Source organism: Herbiconiux sp. VKM Ac-2851 (assembly GCF_013205105.1).
Classification (GTDB): domain Bacteria; phylum Actinomycetota; class Actinomycetes; order Actinomycetales; family Microbacteriaceae; genus Herbiconiux; species Herbiconiux flava.
Map to the genome: position 1 here is coordinate 178,414 of NZ_JABMLJ010000001.1, position 19,959 is coordinate 198,372.

The window sequence follows — 19,959 nt, forward strand, 5'->3', positions numbered from 1 at the left end:
GGTGAGCACGGTCCGACCCGACCGCGGAGACGAGGTTCCCGCGGCGCGGGTCGCCCGCGCGCGCTACAACCGCATCCTGCGTTTCGCCGGCTGGAACCTCGCGGTGACGTGGTTCTTCGAGCTGGCGCTGCCGCGCATCGGGCTGGTGAAGATCGCCGAGCGCACGCGCACGCGACGCATGCAGAAGTTCGCGCGCAAGTTCCACGTGCTGGCCGTCGACCTCGGCGGGCTGATGATCAAGGTGGGGCAGTTCATGTCGTCGCGCCTGGATGTGCTGCCCCCTGAGATCACGAAGGAGCTCGAGGGGCTGCAGGACGAGGTTCCGGCGGTTCCGTTCGAGCTGATCCGGCGGCTGGCCGAGGCCGAGCTGGGCGTGCCGCTTTCCGAAGCCTTCGCCTGGGTCGACGAGACACCGGTCGCCGCCGCCTCGCTCGGGCAGGCGCACCGGGCCCGGCTCGGGCCGCTCGACGCCGCCGACACGGGGCTGGATGCGGTGGTGCTGAAGGTGCAGCGCCCCGGCATCGACGAGATCGTGCGGGTCGACCTCGCCGCGCTGCGGAAGGTCGGCGGGTGGCTCAGCCACGTGCGGCTCGTCTACTCGCGCGTCGACGCCCCGGCGCTGGTCGAGGAGTTCGCCGCCACTTCGCTGGAGGAGATCGACTACCTGCACGAGGCCCGCAGCTCGGTGCAGTTCGCGGAGATCTTCGCGAACGACGCACGGGTGAACGTGCCCGAGATCGTCTGGGAGCGGAGCACCCGCCGGGTGCTGACGCTCGAGGACGTCACCGCCATCAAGATCACCGACCACGAGGCGCTCGTCGCCGCGGGCATCGACCCGGCCGAGGTCGCTCCGGTGTTCGCCGCCGTGATGTTCGATCAGCTGTTCACGACGGGGTTCTTCCACGCCGACCCGCACCCGGGGAACATCTTCGTGACGCCTCGGGTGACCGGGACCGGGTCGCTGCCGCTCGCCGGGGCCGTGCCGGTCGCCGGTGCGGCGGCTGCAGCGTCGGGTGCGCAGGGTGATGCGACGGATGCGGCGGTCGAGCATCCGTTCACTCTCACCTTCATCGACTTCGGCATGATGGGCATGGTGCCGCCGTCGACGCGCGCCGGCCTTCGCAAGATGCTCATCGCCGCCGCCTCGCGCGACGGCAAGGGGCTCGTGGATGCGGCCCGCAACCTCGGCGTGCTGCTTCCGTCGGCCGACACCAGCGAGCTCGAGCGGGCCATGACCCAGCTGTTCGCGCGGTTCGGCGGGATGGGGTTCGCGGAGCTGCGCGAGGTCGACCCGCGGGAGTTCCGCGAGTTCGCGGTGCAGTTCGGCGACGTCGTGCGGGCGCTGCCGTTCCAGCTGCCGGAGAACTTCCTGCTGATCATCCGGGCGATGTCGCTGACGTCGGGGGTAGCCAGTGCGCTCGACCCCGCGTTCAACCTGTGGGACTCGGTCGAGCCCTACGCGCAGCGGCTGATCCGTGAGGAGCGCGGGAACGTGGTGCAGGACGTGGCCCGCCAGGCCGCCGAGAGCGCCCGCGTCGCGCTGCGGCTGCCGGGACGGCTCGATTCGCTCGCCACGCAGTTCGAGGAGGGCACGCTCTCGGTGCAGAGCCCGGCGATCGAGAAGCGGGTCGCGCGGCTCGAGCGCTCGATCGGGCGGGTGGTGTCGGCGATCGTGTTCGCGGCGCTGCTCGTGGCGGGCACGGTGCTGCGGGGCGACGACGTCGTCTTCGGCACGGTGCTGATGGCGGTCTCGGTCGTGCCGCTGCTGCACGCGCTCTTCTCGGGCCGCCGCGGGCGCTGAGCGCGGCCGAGGCCGAGGCCGAGGCCGCCGGCCGGGGGACTGGCCGGATGGCCGGCGACGGCTACGGCGCGGTCGTCGGGAGGGCCGGGAGGCCCGGGATGGGGCGCGGGGTGCGGTCGCGCTGCGGCGGGTCGGGGAGGACGAGGGTGCGGTCGCCGAGCGGGGACGCGAGGGGGATGCGGACGATCAGCAGGTCCTCGGCGTCGGGGTCGCCGAGGCGGAGGCTGTCCGCGCCGCAGGTGATGGGTTCGTCGAGCACCTCGAAGCCGATACCCGTGACCGCGGCCGTCACGGTGGTCTCGGTCTCCGTGACGAGCACCGGGCCCGGGCGGCAGGCGCCGGCCAGCACCGCTACCAGCAGGTCGCCGTCGTCGACGTCTCCGATGTCACCGACCGGGTCGACGCCGACGACCGCCGAGCGGTACACGCGCAGACCCTGGCGCTCGCCGCTGTAGCCGCCGATCGTCGACTGAACGCTCGACACCTCTCGCACCTCGGGGTCGAGGTCGATCTGGAGCTCGTCCGAGGAGAGGTAGCGCCCGATCTCCCACGCCTCCTTCAGTGAGGCGCGGTCGCGGTTCTGCCCCTGGGTCATGAGCGTCACGATCACCAGCACGACGGCCACGATCAGCAGCACGACCCCCGATCCGCGGGTGTACGCGATCCAGGCCGCGCTCGGCATGGCCTTGTCGCCGTCGGCCAGCTGCCAGCGCGAGCCGAAGAGCATGGCACGGGGCGGGGCCAGCAGGCACCAGAGGCCGGCAAAGGCGATCACGGCGGCGAGGAGGTAGAGCATCCGCCCAATCTAGCGAGAGTGTGCGACACCTGTCGGGCGGGGGCCCAAGGCGGGCGGGCGTGCCGCGCGGTCGTGGCGCCGGGGCGGGCGGGCAGTGCGGCGTGGCGGGCGTGCCGCGCCGTCGGGTCGGGTGGCGCAGGGCGTCGGCCCGCGCATCCGGCCTGGGCGTCGACCGCGAGGTCGGGGGCGCGCCCTTGCCGCACGCCGCGATGTGACTAGGTTGGCGAGCATCACCCGCCTCGAGCGAAACGGCCTCGCCATCCCTCACACTCCCGCAGTTCGACCCGACGAGCTGCCCACCCTCGTCTGCCTGCACGCCCTCGGCTCCAGCCGCCACGCCTTCGACGAACTCGCGGCACGGCTCGAGGGCAGGTTCCGGATGCTCGCCCTCGACCTCCCCGGCTTCGGCGACGAAGCGGCGCGGGGCGCGGCCACCGTCGAGGAGACGGTCGAGTACGTGCTGGCGCGCATCGCCTTCGCCGCGCCGCAGCGCTTCCTGCTCCTCGGACACTCGATGGGCGGCAAGATCGCCACCATCGTCGCCTCCCGCGTGCTGAGCGGGGAGGCCCCCGTCTTCGGTCTGGCCGGCGTCGTGCTGCTGGCCGGCTCGCCGCCGTCGCCCGAGCCCATGGAGGAGGAGCGCCGCGAGCAGATGATCGGCTGGGCGAGCCCCGGCCCGATCACCGGCGACGACGCGCGCACCTTCATCGACGCCAACACCGCCGGGCCGCTGTCGCCGGGCGACAACGCCCTCATGCTGCGCGATCTGGAACGCACCGCGCCCGAGGCGTGGATCGCTTGGTTGAACCGCGGGAGCGAGGAGGACTGGAGCCCGGTCGTCGAGCCGCTCCCGGTGCCCGCCCTGATCGTCAGCGGCCGTGAGGACGGCGACCTGGGCGAGAAGGCCCAGCGCGAGCTCAACGGCCCGCTCTACCCGCGCGCCACCTTCGCCGTCGTCGACGACGCCGCGCACCTGCTGCCGCTCGAGCAGCCGGGCGAGGTCGCCGCGCTGATCGAGAGCCTCTGGCAGCTCTCGGCCGGGCGGGCGCCGGCCGTCCCGCGGGACGTCGCCGCCGTCATCGCGTCCGACCGCACCAGCCGCCGCACCCGCGGCATCCTCGCCCGGCGGGCCCTCGGCGACGACGTGCTGTACGAGCCGCAGGTGCTGACCGCCGCGCAGCTGACCACGCTGCGAGCCGTCGCCGCGCGGGTGGTGCCGCAGGAGGGCGAGGCCATCGACCTCGCCGCCCGCCTCGACGCGCAGCTCGCCGCCGGCACGGGCGACGGGTGGCGGAACGCCGGGCTCCCGGCCGACCCCGAGGCGTACGCGCTCGCGCTCGATGCGCTGGCAAGCGCGGGCTTCGAGGGGCAGGCTCCGGACGAACAGGACTCGCGCCTTGAACGCCTCGCTGCGGCCGCCGAAGAAGGGCCGATCGCCGGCACCCTCTCGCCGAAGCAGCTCGCGAGCTGGTTCGAGGACGCGTGTGCGGATCTCGTGAAGCTCTGGCTCGCGCATCCGGCCTCTCTCGCCCGCGTCGGCTTCGACGGCTTCGCGGCCGGTGGCGACGGGGTGCGGAAGCAGGGCTTCCAGCTGCTCGTCGCGGGCTCGCGCGAGGAGTGGGAGCCGACGCCACGACCGCGTGCCGCCGCGACCCCGACCTCACGCGACGCCGACGCCCCGGGCCCACGCCATGCCGCCGAACCCGCGCGCCCCGCCGGCGAACCCGGCCGCGACCAGCGCGAACCCGCGCACCCCGCCGCCGAGCCCACCGCATCCGCCCTCGACCCGAAGGCCCACGCATGAACCTCACCGGCATGAAGCACCACGCCGAGACCGAGATCGTCGACGCCGTCGTGATCGGCACGGGAGCCGGCGGCGCCCCCATCCTGGCGAGCCTCGCCGCCCGCGGCCTCAGCGTCGTCGCCCTCGAGGCCGGCCCGAACTTCGAGCCCGAGCAGCACACCCCCGACGAGGCCGAGGCCGTCGAGATCAACTGGATGGCCGAGCGCCTGAGCGGCGGCACCGACCCCACCGCCTTCGGCCAGAACAACAGCGGACGCGGCGTCGGCGGCTCGACCCTGCACTGGGGCGCCTTCACGCCCCGTCCGCAGCGCACCGACATCCGGCTGAAGAGCGACTCGGGCCTCGGCGAGGACTGGCCCGTCGACTTCGACGAGCTCACCCGCTACATCGAGCGCGCCGAACGCGACATCGGCGTCTCGGGCCCCGCCGACTACCCCTGGGATCCGGCCCGACGCTACGACTACCCGGCCACCCGCCGCAATGCGTCGAGCGACATGATGATGAGCGGATGCTCGTCCCTCGGCATCCGCGCCACCGACGCCCCGGCGGCCGTCCTCACCCGCGACCGCCACCAGCCGAACGCCGGCCCGCGGCAGGCCTGCGTCTCCTGCGGCGCCTGCCACCAAGGATGCCGCACCTCCTCGAAGGCCAGCATGGACACCACGTACCTGCCGGCCGCAGTGGCCGCAGGGGCGGAGATCCGCGCTGAGGCGATGGTGCACGCCATCGAGACCGACGCCTCGGGCCGTGTCGTCGCCGTCGTCTACCGCCAGGACGGGGTGGACCACCGGCAGCGCTGCGCGAACCTCTTCCTCTGCGCCGGAGGCATCGAGACACCGCGCCTGCTGCTGCACACCGGCCTCGCGAACAGCAGCGGCCAGGTGGGCCGCAACTTCATGGCGCACGGCGGCACCCAGGTGTGGGGGACGTTCGACACCGAGATGCGCGGCTACCGCGGCTACCCTTCGTCGATCATCAGCGAGGACATGGTGCGGCCGGCCGACGCCTCCTTCGCGGGCGGCTACCTGATGCAGAGCCTCGGCGTGATGCCGCTCACCTACGCGACCTCGCTGACCCGGGGCGGCGGGCTCTGGGGCCGTGGTCTGATGGACGCGCTCGACGACTACGCGTTCGTGGCCGGCGTCGGCATCAACGGCGAGTGCCTGCCCGCCGAGGGGAACCGGCTCGAGCTGTCCTCCGAGACCGACCAGTTCGGGATACCGAAGGCGCGCATCCTGTTCTCGGCCGGTGAGAACGAGAAGGCGCTCGACGAGCACGCGACCTCCACGATGCTCGCGATCGTGGAGGCGGCCGGCGCGACCAGCACGCGGGTGCTCGCCCGCACCGCGCACACCGTGGGCACCGCGCGGATGGGCGTCGACCCGGGCAGCTCGGTGGTCGACCCCGACGGGCGCTCGCACGACGTCCCGAACCTCTGGATCGCCGACAACTCCGTCTTCCCGAGCTCGCTGATCGCCAATCCGGCGCTGACGATCATGGCACTGGCGCTGCGCACGGCCGATCGCTTCCTCGATGTCACCGGCGTCTGACAGGGTGGACTCATGAGCTACCCGCCACAGCCCCCGTACTCCGCACCTCCTCAGGGCGCGCTGCTGCCCAACAAGCTGGGGCTGGCGGCGCTCTGGGTGGGCATCGGGGCGTTCGTGGCCGCGCTCATCCCGTTCGTCAGCTACTTCGCGATCCTGGTGGCGTTCGTCGGAATCGTGCTCGGCGTCATCGCGCTCGTGCTGCCCCGGCGGCGCAAGAAGGCGGCGACCGCGGGGTCGATCGTCAGCTTCGTGGCGCTGATCGTCTCGATCGGCACCTCGATCTTCTACACCGTGGTGCTCTTCGGCAGCCTGATCAGCGCGATCACCAACTCGTTCGAGCCGACGCCGCCCCCGCCGCTGGGTGAGTCCAGCGTTCCGCTCAGCTACGAGGTCGACGGCATGGGCTCCGACGTCGACATCACCTACACGACGTTCATCGACGGCATCGACAGCACCCAGCAGGAGACCGGCCAGCGGCTGCCGTTCGAGCGCGACTTCGACGTCGCCTACGGTGGTGCGGCCACCTACAACAGCTACACGCTCACGGCCGTGAACGGCGACAACGACGGCGACGTGACCTGCCGCATCTCGCTCGACGACCGCGTGCTGATCGAGCAGACCGCTTCCGGGGCCTTCGCCACGGCGACCTGCACGATCAGCGGCACCGAGCTGCTGACCCAGTAGGCACGGTCAGTAGTCCTCGCCGGGCGCCAGGGTCTCGTCGGGGTTCGCCTCGCCGTAGCGCGCGGCCGAGGAGCGGTCGTTGACGCCGATCCGCAGGTAGAGGTTCTTCGCGTGGCTCTTCACGGTGTTGACCGATATGTACTCCGCCGCCGCGATCTGCTCGAAGCGGTAGCCCTGAGCGATGTACCAGAGCACCTCGCGCTCGCGCTTGGTGAGCGAGGGGCGCTGGGGCCGGTCATCCGCCTCACCGAGGTAGGGCAGCAGCTCCTCGAAGCGCGAAGCCAGGGCGCGCACCCGCTCCTGGGGAAAGCTGGGGAGCAGGTAGTACAGGTGCTCGGTGCGGATCGTCTCGAGCGCCGCGTCGGCCGGCGCCTCCGCCGATTCCTCGTCGGGCGCCGTGACGGCCAGGAGCAGCCGCATGCTGGCGCCGGTGCGCAGCGAGACGACGGGCTGGTCGAGATCGTCGAGGGCGATCACCCGCGCCGTCTCGATCTTGCCGTCGTCGAGGGCGCGCAGCGCGATCACGAGGTCGGCGTACTCGGTCACCGAGGAGCCCCCGCTGCCCCGGTCGCGACGGGGCACGCGGGCGTCGACGCGATCCAGGATGCGCGTGGCCGAATCGATCAGCTCCCAGTTCGCGCCGCCCGACCACTGCTTCGGGTAGTGGGCGAGGCAGGTCGCGCGCAGCCGGGCCATGCCCGAGACGTGCTTGCCGTCGAGCGAGGCGAGGCGTGCCTCGACGAACGCGAGGTCGGCCCAGCGCTCGGACGTCGACAGTTCCTGGGCCGCGGCCAGTTCCTGCTCAGCGCCGGACAGGTCGAGGGCGTCGAGCGCCAGGGTGGCGCGGGCCACGGCGGCCAGGGGCGTCGCCGAGCTCGCCACGTCGGGATCGGTGCGCTCGAGCCAGCGCGTCGCGTAGCGGCAGTCGCCGTTGAACGCGTGCACCACCGCGACCGCCGCTGCGGCCTCGCGGCGGATGTCGTCGAGTTCGAAGCGCTCGGCCTGGTCCCAGCAACGCTCCCAGCCGCGGAGGGCCAGCTCCTCGTCACCCTGCAGCGTCGAGGTGAGGGCCCATTCGGCGCGCATCGGCACCAGATCCGGGCCGAGGTCGAACACGGTGTCGTCGTCGAAGCCGTCGAGCAGGGCGTGGCAGGCGCGCACCGACTCGACCGCCGCCGAAAGGTCGCCCGCCTGACGCTTCGCGACCCCTTGATGGGTGAGTTCGTCGAGCCTCAGAAGCGACTCGATGTGTGATGCCAAAAGGGCTCCCTGTTCACCCGGGCGACGCACACTGCTCACCCGCTGTGCCCCACGTTCGCATCCGAGCGACCCGATGGCAAGGGTCCCCGACCGGGGGCGGCAGTGTGTGCAGGGCTTTCTCCGGTCGCACTCAGGCTGCGTTCTGTTTCAGGATGCTCGGCTGCACGGGCCCGCTATGCTGCTCCGGCCCGGCAGCTCGACCACGCCGGCGTGCTGTACTGCTCGGGTCCGCTGCCGAACTGCTCCGGCCCGCTGCCGTGCTACTCCGGCCCGCTGCAGGGCTGCAGCGCCTGCACGCTCGGCGCGAGGGCCGCGGGGCCGCCGAGCAGCGTGACGCGAGTCGCCTTGAGGTTGCTGATCTCGGTCAGCACCGTGGGCGGCACGCAGGTGCTCGGCACGACGAACAGGGGCGCGTCGAGCTTCCCGGCGAGGGCGGCGCCGGCGAGGGCATCCGGGAACGTCGAACCGGTGGCCAGGAAGACGCGGCCCGACGCGGTGAAGCCGTCGCGGTTGATCGCGATCGAGCTCTGGTAGCGGTCGGCGCCGCTCAGCCGCACGACCGAGTCGAAGAGGTAGTCGAGATCGGACACGATGCCGGGGGAGACCGCGGCCGGGCCACCGGCGACCTTGATCGTCGTGAAGTTGTGGGCCGTGAGGGTGCCGGAGGTCGCTGCGTCGAGCTCGCCCTGCGCACCGTCGACGAGCACCACCGGTGCGTCGACCGACCCGGCGGCGGCGCCCGCCGAGAGGGCGTCGGGGAAGTTGCGGCCGGTCGCCACGTAGGCGATCGGGCCCACGGCGGAGCCGAAGGCGTAGTCGAAGAGCTTCCGCGAGGTGTCGTAGCGGTCGGTGCCCTGCACACGGGTCACCGCCGGTGCCGAGACGACGCCGGCGAGCTGGGACTGCACGGCGGCCGAGACCGTGTTCGGGCCGCCGACGATGATCACGAGATTGGGCTTCAGTCTGTTCAGCTCGCCGAGCACGACGGGCGGGATGGTGTCGCGTGTGGTCAGGAGCAGCGGGCCGTTGGTGTGCACGGCAGCCGGAGCGGCGCCGAGGGCGTCGGGGTAGTCGAGGCCGGTGACGAGGTAGGCGACGCCGTTGCCGTCGGGGTAGCCCTCCTTAGAGACGTTGACCGCGACGGCGAAGCGGTCGGCGCCGCCGATGCGGTCGACGGTGGGGGCGGCGGCTGCGGCGCTCTCGGCTGCGGCGCTGGTGGTTCCGGTCTCGTCAGAGGTCGTCGCCGACGCGGGGAGGGCGGCCCCGGTGAGCAGCACGGCGAGGGCGACGGCGGTGAGCGCCGGCAGGAGCGGACGGCGGGAACGGCTGGGGTTCATGATTCCTCGATCGCGGTCGGAGCGGAATGGAACGGAACGGTCGGGTCACTGCGCCGATCGCGCTCGGAGCCCCGCGTCGATCTCCCCACGGCGAGAGTAGACCCGGGGGCCCGCCGCGTAAAGGGTGTCGGGCGGGGTGGGCGGCACGAGCATCCGGAACCCCGTGGCCGCAGCGGCGCGGCGGATGCGAGAGCATGGAGGGATGACCGCAACGCTCGTCGCCAAAGGGCTCGCCGGGGGCCACGACCACCGCACCCTGTTCAGCTCACTCGACCTCGTCGTCGCCCCCGGTGACGTGGTGGGCGTGGTCGGCGCGAACGGGGCCGGCAAGTCGACGCTGCTGCGCATCCTCGCGGGGCTGTCCGCGCCGCTCGAGGGCAGCGTCTCGCTCGCGCCCGCCGATGCGTTCGTCGGCTGGCTGCCGCAGGAGCACGAGCGGATGCCCGACGAGACGGTGGCGCAGTACGTCGGCCGGCGAACCGGTACCACCGTCGCGACGGCCGAGATGGATGCCGCGGCGTCGGCGCTCGGGGACACGGCGGAACGCGCATCCGGTGCCCCCGACCCCGCCGACACGTACTCGGCCGCCCTCGAGCGCTGGCTCGCGAGCGGGGCCGCCGACCTCGACGAGCGGCTGCCGGTCGTGCTGGCCGAACTGGGCCTCGAGTTGTCGGCGGATGCGCTGATGACCTCGCTCTCGGGCGGCCAGGCGGCGCGCGTCGGGCTCGCGGCGCTGCTGCTGTCGCGGTTCGACATCGTGCTGCTCGACGAGCCGACGAACGACCTCGACCTCGACGGGCTGGAGCGGCTTGAGAGCTTCATCCGTGGGCTCCGCGGTGGGGTGGTGCTCGTCAGCCACGACCGCGAGTTCCTGGCGCGGAGCGTGACGCGGGTGCTCGAGCTCGACCTCGCGCAGGGCACGAACAGGGTCTACGGGGGCGGCTACGACGCGTTCCTGGAGGAGCGGGAGGTCGCGAAGCGGCACGCGCGCGAGGAGTACGACGAGTTCGCGGCGAAGAAGGACGACCTGGTCTCGCGGGCGCGCACGCAGCGCGAATGGTCGAGCCAGGGCGTGCGGAACGCGATGAAGAAGTCGCCCGACAACGACAAGATCCGGCGCAAGGCCTCGGCGGAGTCGTCGGAGAAGCAGGCGCAGAAGGTACGGCAGATGGAGAGCCGCATCGCGCGGCTCGACGAGGTGGAGGAGCCGCGCAAGGAGTGGCAGCTGCAGTTCACCATCGGGTCGGCTCCGCGGTCGTCGTCGGTGGTGTCGACGCTGTCGGCCGCGACCGTGACGCTGGGGTCCTTCACGCTCGGCCCCGTGTCGTTGCAGGTGACCGCGGGCGACCGCATCGGCATCACCGGGCCGAACGGGGCCGGCAAGTCGACGCTGCTGAAGCTGCTGCTCGGTCGCCTGGCGCCCAGCACAGGCACCGCGTCGCTCGGCGCCTCGGTGGAGATCGGGGAGATCGACCAGGCGCGGGCGGTGCTCGCCGGGCCGGGGCCGCTCGTCGACCGCTTCTCGTCGCTGCTGCCCGCCCTGCCTGTCGCCGAGCTGCGCACGCTGCTGGCGAAGTTCGGCCTCAAGGCCGACCACGTCAACCGCCCCGTCGCCGAGCTCTCGCCGGGCGAGCGCACCCGGGCCGGGCTGGCGCTGCTGCAGGCGCGGGGCGTGAACCTGCTCGTGCTCGACGAGCCGACCAACCACCTCGACCTCGTGGCGATCGAGCAGCTCGAGCAGGCGCTCACCTCGTACGAGGGCACGCTACTGCTCGTGACCCACGACCGGCGGATGCTCGAGACCGTCGAGCTGGGGCGGCACTGGAGCGTGGCGGCGGGGGTCGTGACGGAGGCCTAGCAGCGCTGCATGCTCTCCACGCCGGGGCCGAGGCTCGCGGGGCCGCCGAGGAGGACGGCGTTGGGTTCGGCGTAGTCGCGCATCCGGTCGAGCACGGCGCCGGGAACACACGTCGAGGGCGTGATGAGGAGCGAGTACCGCTTCTTCGAGGCGAGGGCCGCGCCGGACAGCGCATCGGGGAAGTTCGTGCCCACCGCCAGGTACACCCGGGCATCGTCGTTTGAGCGGGGGAAGAAGCCGATCAGTGCCGCCGAGACTTCGTAGCGGGTGGCGCCGCCGACCCGCTGGGACGACCAGCCCTGGGAGCGGATGCTGTCCTCCAGCCCGGCGGCGATGGCGTTCGGTCCGCCGATCACCCAGGTGTGGCCGGGTCGGAGCTCGTTCAGAAGAGCGGTCGTCGCCGCATCGAGCGAGTTGCGGGATCCGTCGACGAGCACCACGGCGCCGCTGCCGGCCACCGCCGCGCCGGCCGAGAGGGCGTCGGCGAAGCCGCGGGCGTCGGCGAACATGATCTGCGGCCCCGACTGGCCCGACCCCTGCCCGGGCGGGATGAGCGGGGTGACCAATCGGGCGAGGGCACGGGAGGCCTCGAATCGGTCAGCCCCTCCGATCCGGGTGGTGCTCGAGGCATAGGAGGCGATCCGGTCGAAGGTCGACGGCTGCACCGCCCGCGGCCCTCCGACAACGTAGATCGCCTTGGGGTCGAGCCGGTCGAGTTCGGCGGCTATGGCGGACGGCACCGAATCAGGGCGGACGAGCAGCACCGGCCCGCCCATCGCTGCAGCTACCGGCCCGGCGCTGAGCGCGTCGGGGTAGTTCGTGCCGTCGGCGACGAACACGGCCGGCACGCCGGGTTCGAATGCCGCGGCGGACATGTTGGCCGAGGCCTCGAACCGGTCCGCCCCGCTGATACGACCGTCGAAGTGGGCCCGCCAGGGGCCGAGCACCGCGTCGAATCCCGTCAGCTGCTCGCCGGCCCGCGGTCGGACGATCGTCGCGGAAGCGCGTGACGGCTGCCCAGGCCAGTACTGCGGACTGAACATCTGTCCGCCGCCGATCCCACTGGTGTAGTTGTCGAACAGCACGACCTGGGGGGCGTCGGGGACTCCGATCATCCGGAACGACCCGCCGTCGGCCGAGGCCCAGGCGGCAGGTTCCCAGGTGCCATCAGGGTTCTGGATGAGGGTCTTCACCGACTTCTGGTTGTTCTCGAACCAGGTCGTGGTCGAGACGGACCCGGTGATCGAAGCTCCCTGGGGCAAGCCGACGTCGACCGTGCCGGCACCGTTTCCGTTTCCGCTCTCGGTCAGGCTGAGGATGCGGGCTTCCGAGCGGAACGGCGTGCCGCCCCACCAGGCGGGGGCGAGGCCTGTGTCCGCGTCGGAGTACGGGGCGTGGTACTCGGTGACGTGCACCCGGTAGTCCCCGTCGGGGACGCCGGTGATCTGGTAGTCACCTCTCGAATCGGCGGTCCCGTAGGCGATGGTGTATCCGGTCGCCGCATCCTGGATGGTCACGGAGGCTCCGCTGACGCCGAAGCTGTTCGCACCCGCGGGGCTGAGATCGGAGATGTGACCGGCGACCGTGTGGGTGGAGGCTTGCGTCGCGGTGGCGCTCGGCGCGCTGCTCGTTTCGGTCGTCGTGTCGGCCTCGGCTGCCGGCGGCGTCGCGGCGGCGGGCAGCGCGAAGGCCGCCGCGGTGATCAGTGCGGTCAGGGCGGTGCGAATGCGCGTCATCATTCCTCCGGGTCGTCGGTTCAGAGTAGAGGACTCCTTTCGCCGGCCCGACCCGACGCCGCCGTGTCGGCGAGGCGAGGTAGGGTCGGGGCCGTGACGGCGCTGGAGCGGACGTATCGGAACGGGCGGATCGCCATCGGCGGCACCGTGCTGCTGATCGGCATCGCGGTGGTCGTGACGTCGGCGCGCACCGGGGTGCTCGGGTCGATCAGCGCCTACTACTACACACCCGCGCGCAACGTGCTGGTAGGTTCCCTGCTGGCGGCGGCGGTCGCGATCCTGGTGCTGTCGGGGCGGGGCGCGCAGCGGGCGCTGCTCGACGCCGCGGCGGTCGTCGCTCCCGTCATCGCGCTGGTGCCGACGCCGGTGCGGGCGGGGGCGGTGCCCGGGGTGGCGGTGGCGTGCGCATCCGGTGACCGCTGCCTGCCCGAGGGGGTGCTGCCCGACGTCGAGGTGGGCGTGACCGTGTACCTCATCGCGGGGGCGCTGACGGTGGCGGTCGTGCTGGCGCTCGCGGCGCTCGGCGCAGCTCGCGATCGTGCGGCCTGGCTCGGCGCAGGCGCTGGCGGTAGCGCGACGGGACACGGCTCGGCGCCGGGTGCGCTGGTGTCGGCGGGGGTAGCTTTCGGGGTGCTTGCGGCCGTGGCGGCGGGGTGGATGCTCGAGCGGGACGCATTTCTCGCGAATGCCCACCTGGTGGCGGCGGTGGTGTTCTTCGGGCTGGTGGCGGCGGTCGCGGTGGTCAACGCGGTCGCACCGCCGTCGGGGCCGGGCGTGCCGGCTGTGCCGTGGCTTCGCCGCAGCTACGGCGTCCTCGCCGTGGCGCTCGTGATCGACCTGGCCGTGACGGTGGTCGCGGTGCTCACGGGCCACGCCGACGACACATCCCCGCCGCCGCTCTTCGTCGGCGAGGCCGTCGCCCTGGCGCTCTTCGTGGTGTTCTGGGTGCTGCAGTCGGTGCAGCGGTGGGATGATCCCGACCCGGCCGTGCGGGGTTCGACACCGCCGCGGCCTCAGGCCCGCGTTCAGCGGTAGGGGCGGAAGAAGGTGCGGAGTTCGTCCGCGTAACGGGCTGGCTGCTCGAGGGGCGCGAAGTGGCCGCCGTGGGGCGGGTGGGTGACGGACACCGTGTTCGCCGAGCGATCGAGCCACTCCCGCGGCGCGCGCACGATGTCGTGGTCGAAGATCGAGAAGCCCGACGGCACCTCGACCCGGCGTGCCAGCTGCGCGGGCGGGATGGCCGCGTTCGCGCGGTACATCCGCATCGAGGAGCCGATCGTGCCGGTGAACCAGTAGATCGAGAGGTTCGTGAGCACGTCGTCGAGCGTGAGATCGGTGTCGGTCCAGGCGTGCAGCTTCTCGAGGATCCACGCCGCGAGCCCGGCGGGGGAGTCGGTGAGGCCGACCGCCGCCGTCAGTGGCTTCGTGCGGTGCATCGCGGCGTAGGCGCCCTCGCTCGCTCCCCAGGCGGCTGCCCCCGCGAGCCACTCGCGCTCGGGCGCCGACAGATCCGCCGGGTCGATCGAGGGGAAGGGGAGGCCGGCATCCATGCGGTGCACGGCGACGACCCGGGACGGCTCGTCGAGCGCGACGTAGCGGCTGACGTGGCTGCCGATGTCGCCGCCCGCCGCCGCGAAGCGCTCGTAGCCGAGGCCGGTCATCAGCTGCGTCCACAGTGCGGCGACGTCTCGGGAGTTCAGGGCCTCGACGGGCTGGTCCGAGTAGCCGTAGCCCGGCATGTCGGGCACGATCACGTCGAAAGCGTCCTCGGGGTCGCCGCCGTGGGCCGCCGGGTCGGTGAGCAGCTCGATGACCTTCGAGTAGCGCCAGAACGAGTCGGGCCAGCCGTGCGTGAGGATCAGGGGCAGCGGATGCGCGCCCGAGGCCGCGCGGACGTGGACGTAGTGGATGCCGATCGTGCCCGGCTCTGTTCCCTCACCGCTGTCTGGGCCGGCTCCGCTGTCGGCATCGACTCCGCTGCCGGCACCGAGACCGAGGGTCGCCCGGAAGCGGGGCAGCTCGTTCAACCGGGCCTCGGTCGCCGCCCAGTCGAAGTCGTTCGCCCAGTACTCCACGAGGGTGCGGAGGGCGGTGAGGTCGACTCCTTCGGCCCATCCGGCGTCGGCGGGGGTTCGGGGCCACCGGGTCGCCCGGAGGCGGCGGCGGAGGTCGTCGAGCTCGGTGGGATCGGTGCTCGACGTGAAGGGCTCGGGACGGAACGGAGCAGTCGGCATGGATCGACCGTAGCGCTGCGGGGGCGGCGGTCGCGAGCATCCGGAACCTGGTTCGTGCCAGGCCTCGGCGTCTGCAGTCCCGCGAGCTAGTGCGTAGCATTGACGGGCGCGGCTCCGACCCGGTCCGCTCAGCGGATGAGGGGACCTACGATCGCGCTCGCAGACAGCACAGCACCGCAACAGGAGATCACGACGCGGGCGGCGCTGCGCAGCCCCGTGCTGCTCAGCCGGGAGGTGCTCGCGGGGATCGTGACGACCCTCGCGCTCATCCCCGAGGTGATCTCGTTCTCGGTGATCGCCGGGGTCGACCCGAAGGTCAGCCTGATCGCGTCGGTGGTGCTGGCGCTCAGCATGTCGGTGCTCGGCGGGCGGCCCGCGATGGTCACCGCGGCGGCCGGATCGGTGGCGCTCGTGGTGGCGCCGCTCGTGAAGGACCACGGGGTCGAGTACCTGCTGCCGACGGTGCTGCTCGCCGGACTGGTGCAGATCGCGTTCGGGGCGCTGGGGCTGGCGCGGCTCGCCCGATTCATCCCGCGGAGCGTCATGGTCGGGTTCGTGAACGCGCTGGGCATCCTGATCTTCGTGGCGCAGGTGCCGCATCTGATCGACGTGCCGTGGCTGGTGTACCCGCTGTTCGCCTTGACGGTGGCGATCATCCTCGTGCTGCCGCGGTTCACGAAGGCGGTGCCGGCGCCGCTGGTGGCGATCATCGTGGTGACCGCGATCGTGATGATCGCGCACCTCGGCGTGCCGAACGTCGGCGACGAGGGTGAGATCGGCGGGGCGCTGCCCGGGCTCACGCCGTTCCTCGCGCCGCTTGATCTCTCGACCCTCGCCCTGATCTGGCCCACCGCGTTGAGTGTGGCGTTCGTGGGCCTGATGGAGACGCTGCTGACCGCGAAGCTCGTCGACGACATCACCGAGACGCGCTCGCACAAGAACCGGGAGTCGTGGGCGCTCGGGGTCGCGAACATCCTCGCCGGCTTCTACGGGGGCATCGCCGGATGCGCGATGATCGGCCAGACCGTCGTCAACGTGAAGATGGCCAGGGCCCGCACCCGCATCTCGACCTTCGTGGCGGGCCTCGTGCTGCTGGCGCTGGTGACGCTGCTGAGCGATCTGATGGCGCAGATTCCGATGGTGGCGCTCGCCGCGGTGATGATGGTCGTGGCGGTGACGACGGTCGACTGGCACAGCGTGCGGCCGTCGACCCTGCAGCGGATGCCCGTGCCCGAGACCCTCGTCATGGCCGTGACCGTGGCGGTCGTGGTGGCGACGGGGAACCTCGCGATCGGGGTGCTCGTGGGGGTGGTGCTGGCGATGGTGCTGTTCGCGCGGCGGGTGGCGCACGTGATCACGGTGACGCGGGTCGTGGTGCCGGGTGCTGCGCCTGCTGCTTCAACGACGGATGCTCGTGCCCTCGCTGGTGGGCTGGGGGCGTCGGATGCGCATGGTGATGCTCACCGGGTGGGGGCGACGGATGCCCGTGCCGACGCCGGCCCTGACGGTGGCGTGCGGTACGTGGTGCGGGGGCCGCTCTTCTTCGGCAGCTCGAACGACCTGGTCGAGCTCTTTTCGTACGCGGCCGACCCGGCCAGGGTGGTGATCGACTTCAGCGGCTCGCAGATCTGGGACGCCTCGAGCGTCGCCGCCCTCGACGCCGTGGTGATGAAGTACCGCCAGCACGGCATCGAGGCGCAGATCGTGGGCCTCGACGACCGCAGCTCCCTCTTTCACGGGAAGCTCACCGGCCTGCTCCGCTGACCCTAAGCAGTGCTGCGAACGCCGACGAGGCCGCCCCTTGGAAGGGGAAGCCTCGCCGGTGGGTCGACTCAGCGTGTCACTCGGCGGGGCAGAGGGTGAGCTTGTCGAGGGGCGCCCCGAGGCTCGCCGTTCCGCCGAGGATCACGATCTTCGAGGGGAGCAGCCGGCCGATGCTCAGTGCCGTAGCGCCCGAGATGCAGTTCGTCTCGGTGATGGCCAGCGGGTTGCCCTGCACACCCGCCGCGGCGCCGCCGCTCAGAGCATCGGGGAAGTTGGCACCGCTCGCAAGGTAGAGCGTGTCGACGCCGGGCTTGAAGGCGGCTGCATTCAGGCCGGCGTTGACCTCGAAGCGGTCGCCGCCGCCGAAGCGGGTGGTCGTGTAGGACTTCGCGAGGTCGGTCTCGAGGGCGGCGCTGACGGCGAGGGGGCCGCCGACGATCGAGGTGGTCTTGGCACCGAGGGAGGTCAGCGTCGCCTTTTCGGGAGCGGTGAGCGCCGAGGCGCCGCCGTTCACGAGGAGCACGGGCGCGTCGATCAACGCGGCGGCCGGCGAGGCGCCCAGGGCATCAGGGAAGTTCGTGCCCGTCGCGATGAAGACGTCGTCGGAAGCGGGGATGCCGAAGGTGCGGTCGCCGATCAGCTTGCGCGAGACCTCGAAGCGATCGGCGCCACCGATGCGGGTGATCGTGGAGGGGGTGCCGAGGGCGGTCTTCAGCTGGTCGACGACGGCAGGGGAGACGGCGAGCGGTCCGCCGACCACGACGACGTCCTTCGGCGCGAGGCGCTTCAGTTCGGCGACGACCTCGTCGGTGACACGGGCGGCGGTGGTGAGCAGGAGCGGCGCCGAGTGGTCGGCGGCCACCGAGGCGGCGCTCAGGGCATCCGGGAACTTCTCGCCGCTCGCCAGATAGACCGTGTCGGCCGTGGCGAAGGTGGCCTTCGAAACGAGCGCACTCTGCTCGAAGCGGTCTTTGCCTGCGATGCGGGTGACGGTGGGGGCGGGCTTCACCTCGAAGCCGCACTCCACGATGCTGGTGGTGGTGGTGCCCGCCTTGGTGACCTTGGCGGTGATGCTGAACGCCGTGGTCTGCACCTTCGTCGGTGTGCCGTAGACGTAGGCCCGGTTCGCGTCGCTGTACAACGAGACGCCGTCGGGAAGCGCGCCCTCGATGGTGACGGACATGCTGTCGGGAGCGGCGACGGGCGGCATGACGTCTTCTGCGGTCAGGGGGAACCCGACGAGAGCGGTACCGCTCGGGCACGTCGGGTTCGGCGTCGCCGCCGAGGCCGAGGTGGCGACTGCGGGAAGCAGGGCGGCGCCGAGCACAGCGGCCGTGGCGAGGCTGCCGAGTGCGAGCCGGCGGGAGGGGGCGAGGGGCATGAGAGGTCGCTTTCGATCGAGTCTGGGTAGAGAAACGATCCTGTCGGCGAAGCGACCGGGGGAGTTATGAGTACTTCGTACTCAGTCGAGCTCCGTCGGCCGCGGTGACTCCGCGAGCAGCGCCCGGGCCGCCAGCCCGATCACCGCGCTGTAGGTGGGGTAGGCGAAGCGCACGTTCGCGAGCGTCGACACGTCCACGCCCGCCGCCATCGCCGTCGTCACCGACTGCACCACCTCGATCGCGTTCTCACCGACGGCGTGCGCTCCGAGAATGAGCTCCCGCCGCCGGTCCGCGATCAACTTCAGGAAGCCGGTCTCCCGGTCGTCGATCACCGCCCGGTCGACCCCGCTGAACGGCACCGTCGCCACGACGCACTGCGGGTCGCGCTCGCGTGCCTCGACCTCGGTGAGCCCGACGCCGGCGTAATCCGGATCGGTGAACCCGCCCGCCGGCAGCAGGTGCTGCGGGGTGCGCCGGTTGACACCGAGCACCGCGTTCTCGGCCGCCGCCTCGCCCTCGAACTGGGCCGCCTGAACGAGCATGTCGCGGCCGTTCGCGTCGCCGACGGCGAAGATGTGCGGCACGGCGGTGCGGAAGTACCGGTCGGCCGGGATCGCCGAGCGCACGACCTCGACGCCGGCCTTCTCGAGGCCCAGGTCGTCGACGTCGGCGGGCCATCCGGTGGCCATGATCACGGCGTCGACGGTCTTCGTCGCCGAGACGCCGGCCGCGCGCCACGAGACGTCTATACCCGAAGAAGAACGAGAGAGCCGCTCGACGGTCTCGATGCCCGTCTGCACCTCGACGCCCTGCCGCGCGAACGCGTCCGACACGACCGACGAGATCGCCGCATCCGACGCCATCAGCACGCGCGGCGCCACGTCGAGCAGCGTCACCTCCGACCCGAACGAGCTGAACACGGTCACCAGCTGCGCCCCCGTGTTGCCCGCTCCGATCACCGCGACGCGGCGGGGCAGCTCGGGCAGGTGCAGCACGTCCTCGGGCACGGTCGCGAGCTCGGCCCCCGGGATCGGCAGCCGCCGCGAGTGCCCGCCGACACAGATCAGAACGGATGCGGCCCGCACCCGCCGCCCGCTGTCCAGCACGAGTGTGGTCTCGTCCTCGAACCGCGCGCGACCCTCCTGCACGAGGGCGATGCCGGCGGCGGCGAACCGCTCGGCCTCGCGCTTGATGTCGCGCACGCGGTCGACGCGGGCGTGCACGTTCGCGACGGTCGCGGCCCAGTCGATCCGGGGCTGCCCGAGCTGGATGCCGTAGTCGTCGGCGTGCCGGGCGTCCCGCATCAGCCGCGCGGTCTTGGCGAGCACGCGGGTGGGCACGCACCCGGTGTTGACGCAGGTGCCGCCGACGCGCCCGGCCTCGAGCACGACGACCCGCGCCCCGAGCTCGGCGGCGCGCAGGGCCGCAGCGGTGCCGGCGGGCCCGGCGCCGATCACGGCGACGTCGAACGTGTCCCCGTCGGCGATGGTTCCGGATGCGGTGGTCGCCGGCTCCGCGTCAGGTGCGATCGTCGGGGTGGTGCCGGATGCGGTGGTCGCCCGGGCGGTGCGGGGTGCGGCAGCTGAGGTGGTCGGCTCGGGCATGGTGCGGCGTCCTTCGGGTGGGGCGGCGCATCCGTCGTCTCGGCGCGCTCGCGGCTGAGGGCCTGCCTTCAGGCAACCACGCTTCGGCCCCGGGCACCACGGCACTTCCGAGGTTTCCCACCGAGAGCGGAGGACGGACGTGGGGAGGG

Annotated in this window: 14 protein-coding genes; 7 read left to right on the forward strand and 7 right to left on the reverse strand. The window is 72.2% G+C overall.

Translation table 11 applies throughout. The annotated features are described in order from the left end of the window. Window position 1: 1 nt before the first annotated feature. Window positions 2-1,801 (forward strand): AarF/UbiB family protein, encoded by a 1,800-nt coding sequence (locus tag HQQ85_RS00845; protein WP_173180626.1) that lies wholly within the window; start codon window positions 2-4, stop codon window positions 1,799-1,801. Between the two features lie 61 nt (window positions 1,802-1,862). Here HQQ85_RS00845 and HQQ85_RS00850 read toward each other — a convergent pair whose 3' ends face one another. After that, complete coding sequence (locus HQQ85_RS00850) at window positions 1,863-2,597, reverse strand: hypothetical protein (RefSeq protein WP_173180627.1); 735 nt, start codon at window positions 2,595-2,597, stop codon at window positions 1,863-1,865. A gap of 220 nt (window positions 2,598-2,817) precedes the next feature. On the opposite strand from HQQ85_RS00850, the gene HQQ85_RS00855 reads away from it, so the two are divergent. From HQQ85_RS00855 to HQQ85_RS00865, 3 genes are read left to right on the forward strand one after another with little or no spacing between them, the layout of a single operon-like run. Continuing rightward, window positions 2,818-4,401, forward strand: a complete 1,584-nt coding sequence (locus HQQ85_RS00855) for an alpha/beta fold hydrolase (protein WP_173180628.1) — start codon at window positions 2,818-2,820, stop codon at window positions 4,399-4,401. Beyond that, window positions 4,398-5,951: a GMC family oxidoreductase gene (locus HQQ85_RS00860; protein WP_173180629.1), complete on the forward strand. Its 1,554-nt coding sequence runs from the start codon at window positions 4,398-4,400 to the stop codon at window positions 5,949-5,951. Before HQQ85_RS00855 ends, HQQ85_RS00860 begins: the two co-directional genes overlap by 4 nt. Before the next feature lie 12 nt (window positions 5,952-5,963). Then, window positions 5,964-6,635 (forward strand): hypothetical protein, encoded by a 672-nt coding sequence (locus HQQ85_RS00865; protein WP_173180630.1) that lies wholly within the window; start codon window positions 5,964-5,966, stop codon window positions 6,633-6,635. 6 nt (window positions 6,636-6,641) lie between these two features. Here HQQ85_RS00865 and HQQ85_RS00870 read toward each other — a convergent pair whose 3' ends face one another. Continuing rightward, window positions 6,642-7,895, reverse strand: a complete 1,254-nt coding sequence (locus HQQ85_RS00870) for a LuxR C-terminal-related transcriptional regulator (RefSeq protein ID WP_173180631.1) — start codon at window positions 7,893-7,895, stop codon at window positions 6,642-6,644. Window positions 7,896-8,155: 260 nt separating this feature from the next. Further along, window positions 8,156-9,232 (reverse strand): cell wall-binding repeat-containing protein, encoded by a 1,077-nt coding sequence (locus tag HQQ85_RS00875; RefSeq protein WP_173180632.1) that lies wholly within the window; start codon window positions 9,230-9,232, stop codon window positions 8,156-8,158. A gap of 202 nt (window positions 9,233-9,434) precedes the next feature. On the opposite strand from HQQ85_RS00875, the gene HQQ85_RS00880 reads away from it, so the two are divergent. Beyond that, the gene (locus HQQ85_RS00880; RefSeq protein WP_173180633.1) at window positions 9,435-11,090 is read left to right on the forward strand and encodes an ABC-F family ATP-binding cassette domain-containing protein; all 1,656 of its coding nucleotides are present in this window, start codon (window positions 9,435-9,437) and stop codon (window positions 11,088-11,090) included. On the opposite strand, the gene HQQ85_RS00885 is transcribed toward HQQ85_RS00880, so the two are convergent. Beyond that, entirely contained in the window at window positions 11,087-12,829 is a 1,743-nt protein-coding gene (locus HQQ85_RS00885; protein WP_173180634.1) for a cell wall-binding repeat-containing protein, read from the reverse strand. The two genes, HQQ85_RS00880 and HQQ85_RS00885, sit on opposite strands and share 4 nt — an antisense overlap. Window positions 12,830-12,919: 90 nt before the next feature. Here HQQ85_RS00885 and HQQ85_RS00890 point away from each other — a divergent pair, with 90 nt between their 5' ends. Then, complete coding sequence (locus HQQ85_RS00890) at window positions 12,920-13,861, forward strand: hypothetical protein (RefSeq protein ID WP_173180635.1); 942 nt, start codon at window positions 12,920-12,922, stop codon at window positions 13,859-13,861. Here the strand turns inward: HQQ85_RS00890 and HQQ85_RS00895 are convergent. Then, a complete protein-coding gene (locus HQQ85_RS00895; RefSeq protein WP_173180636.1) occupies window positions 13,852-15,060 on the reverse strand; it encodes an epoxide hydrolase family protein in 1,209 nt (402 codons plus the stop codon). The two genes, HQQ85_RS00890 and HQQ85_RS00895, sit on opposite strands and share 10 nt — an antisense overlap. A gap of 135 nt (window positions 15,061-15,195) precedes the next feature. Here HQQ85_RS00895 and HQQ85_RS00900 point away from each other — a divergent pair, with 135 nt between their 5' ends. Beyond that, window positions 15,196-16,824, forward strand: a complete 1,629-nt coding sequence (locus HQQ85_RS00900; protein ID WP_216851393.1) for a SulP family inorganic anion transporter — start codon at window positions 15,196-15,198, stop codon at window positions 16,822-16,824. Window positions 16,825-16,900: 76 nt separating this feature from the next. Here HQQ85_RS00900 and HQQ85_RS00905 read toward each other — a convergent pair whose 3' ends face one another. Together HQQ85_RS00905 and HQQ85_RS00910 are read right to left on the reverse strand one after the other, a co-directional pair. Beyond that, window positions 16,901-18,205 carry a cell wall-binding repeat-containing protein gene (locus HQQ85_RS00905; protein ID WP_173180637.1) on the reverse strand — a complete coding sequence of 435 codons (1,305 nt, stop codon included), beginning with the start codon at window positions 18,203-18,205 and terminating at the stop codon, window positions 16,901-16,903. 81 nt (window positions 18,206-18,286) lie between these two features. Beyond that, window positions 18,287-19,810, reverse strand: a complete 1,524-nt coding sequence (locus HQQ85_RS00910) for an NAD(P)/FAD-dependent oxidoreductase (RefSeq protein WP_173180638.1) — start codon at window positions 19,808-19,810, stop codon at window positions 18,287-18,289. Between the last annotated feature and the right edge of the window lie 149 nt (window positions 19,811-19,959).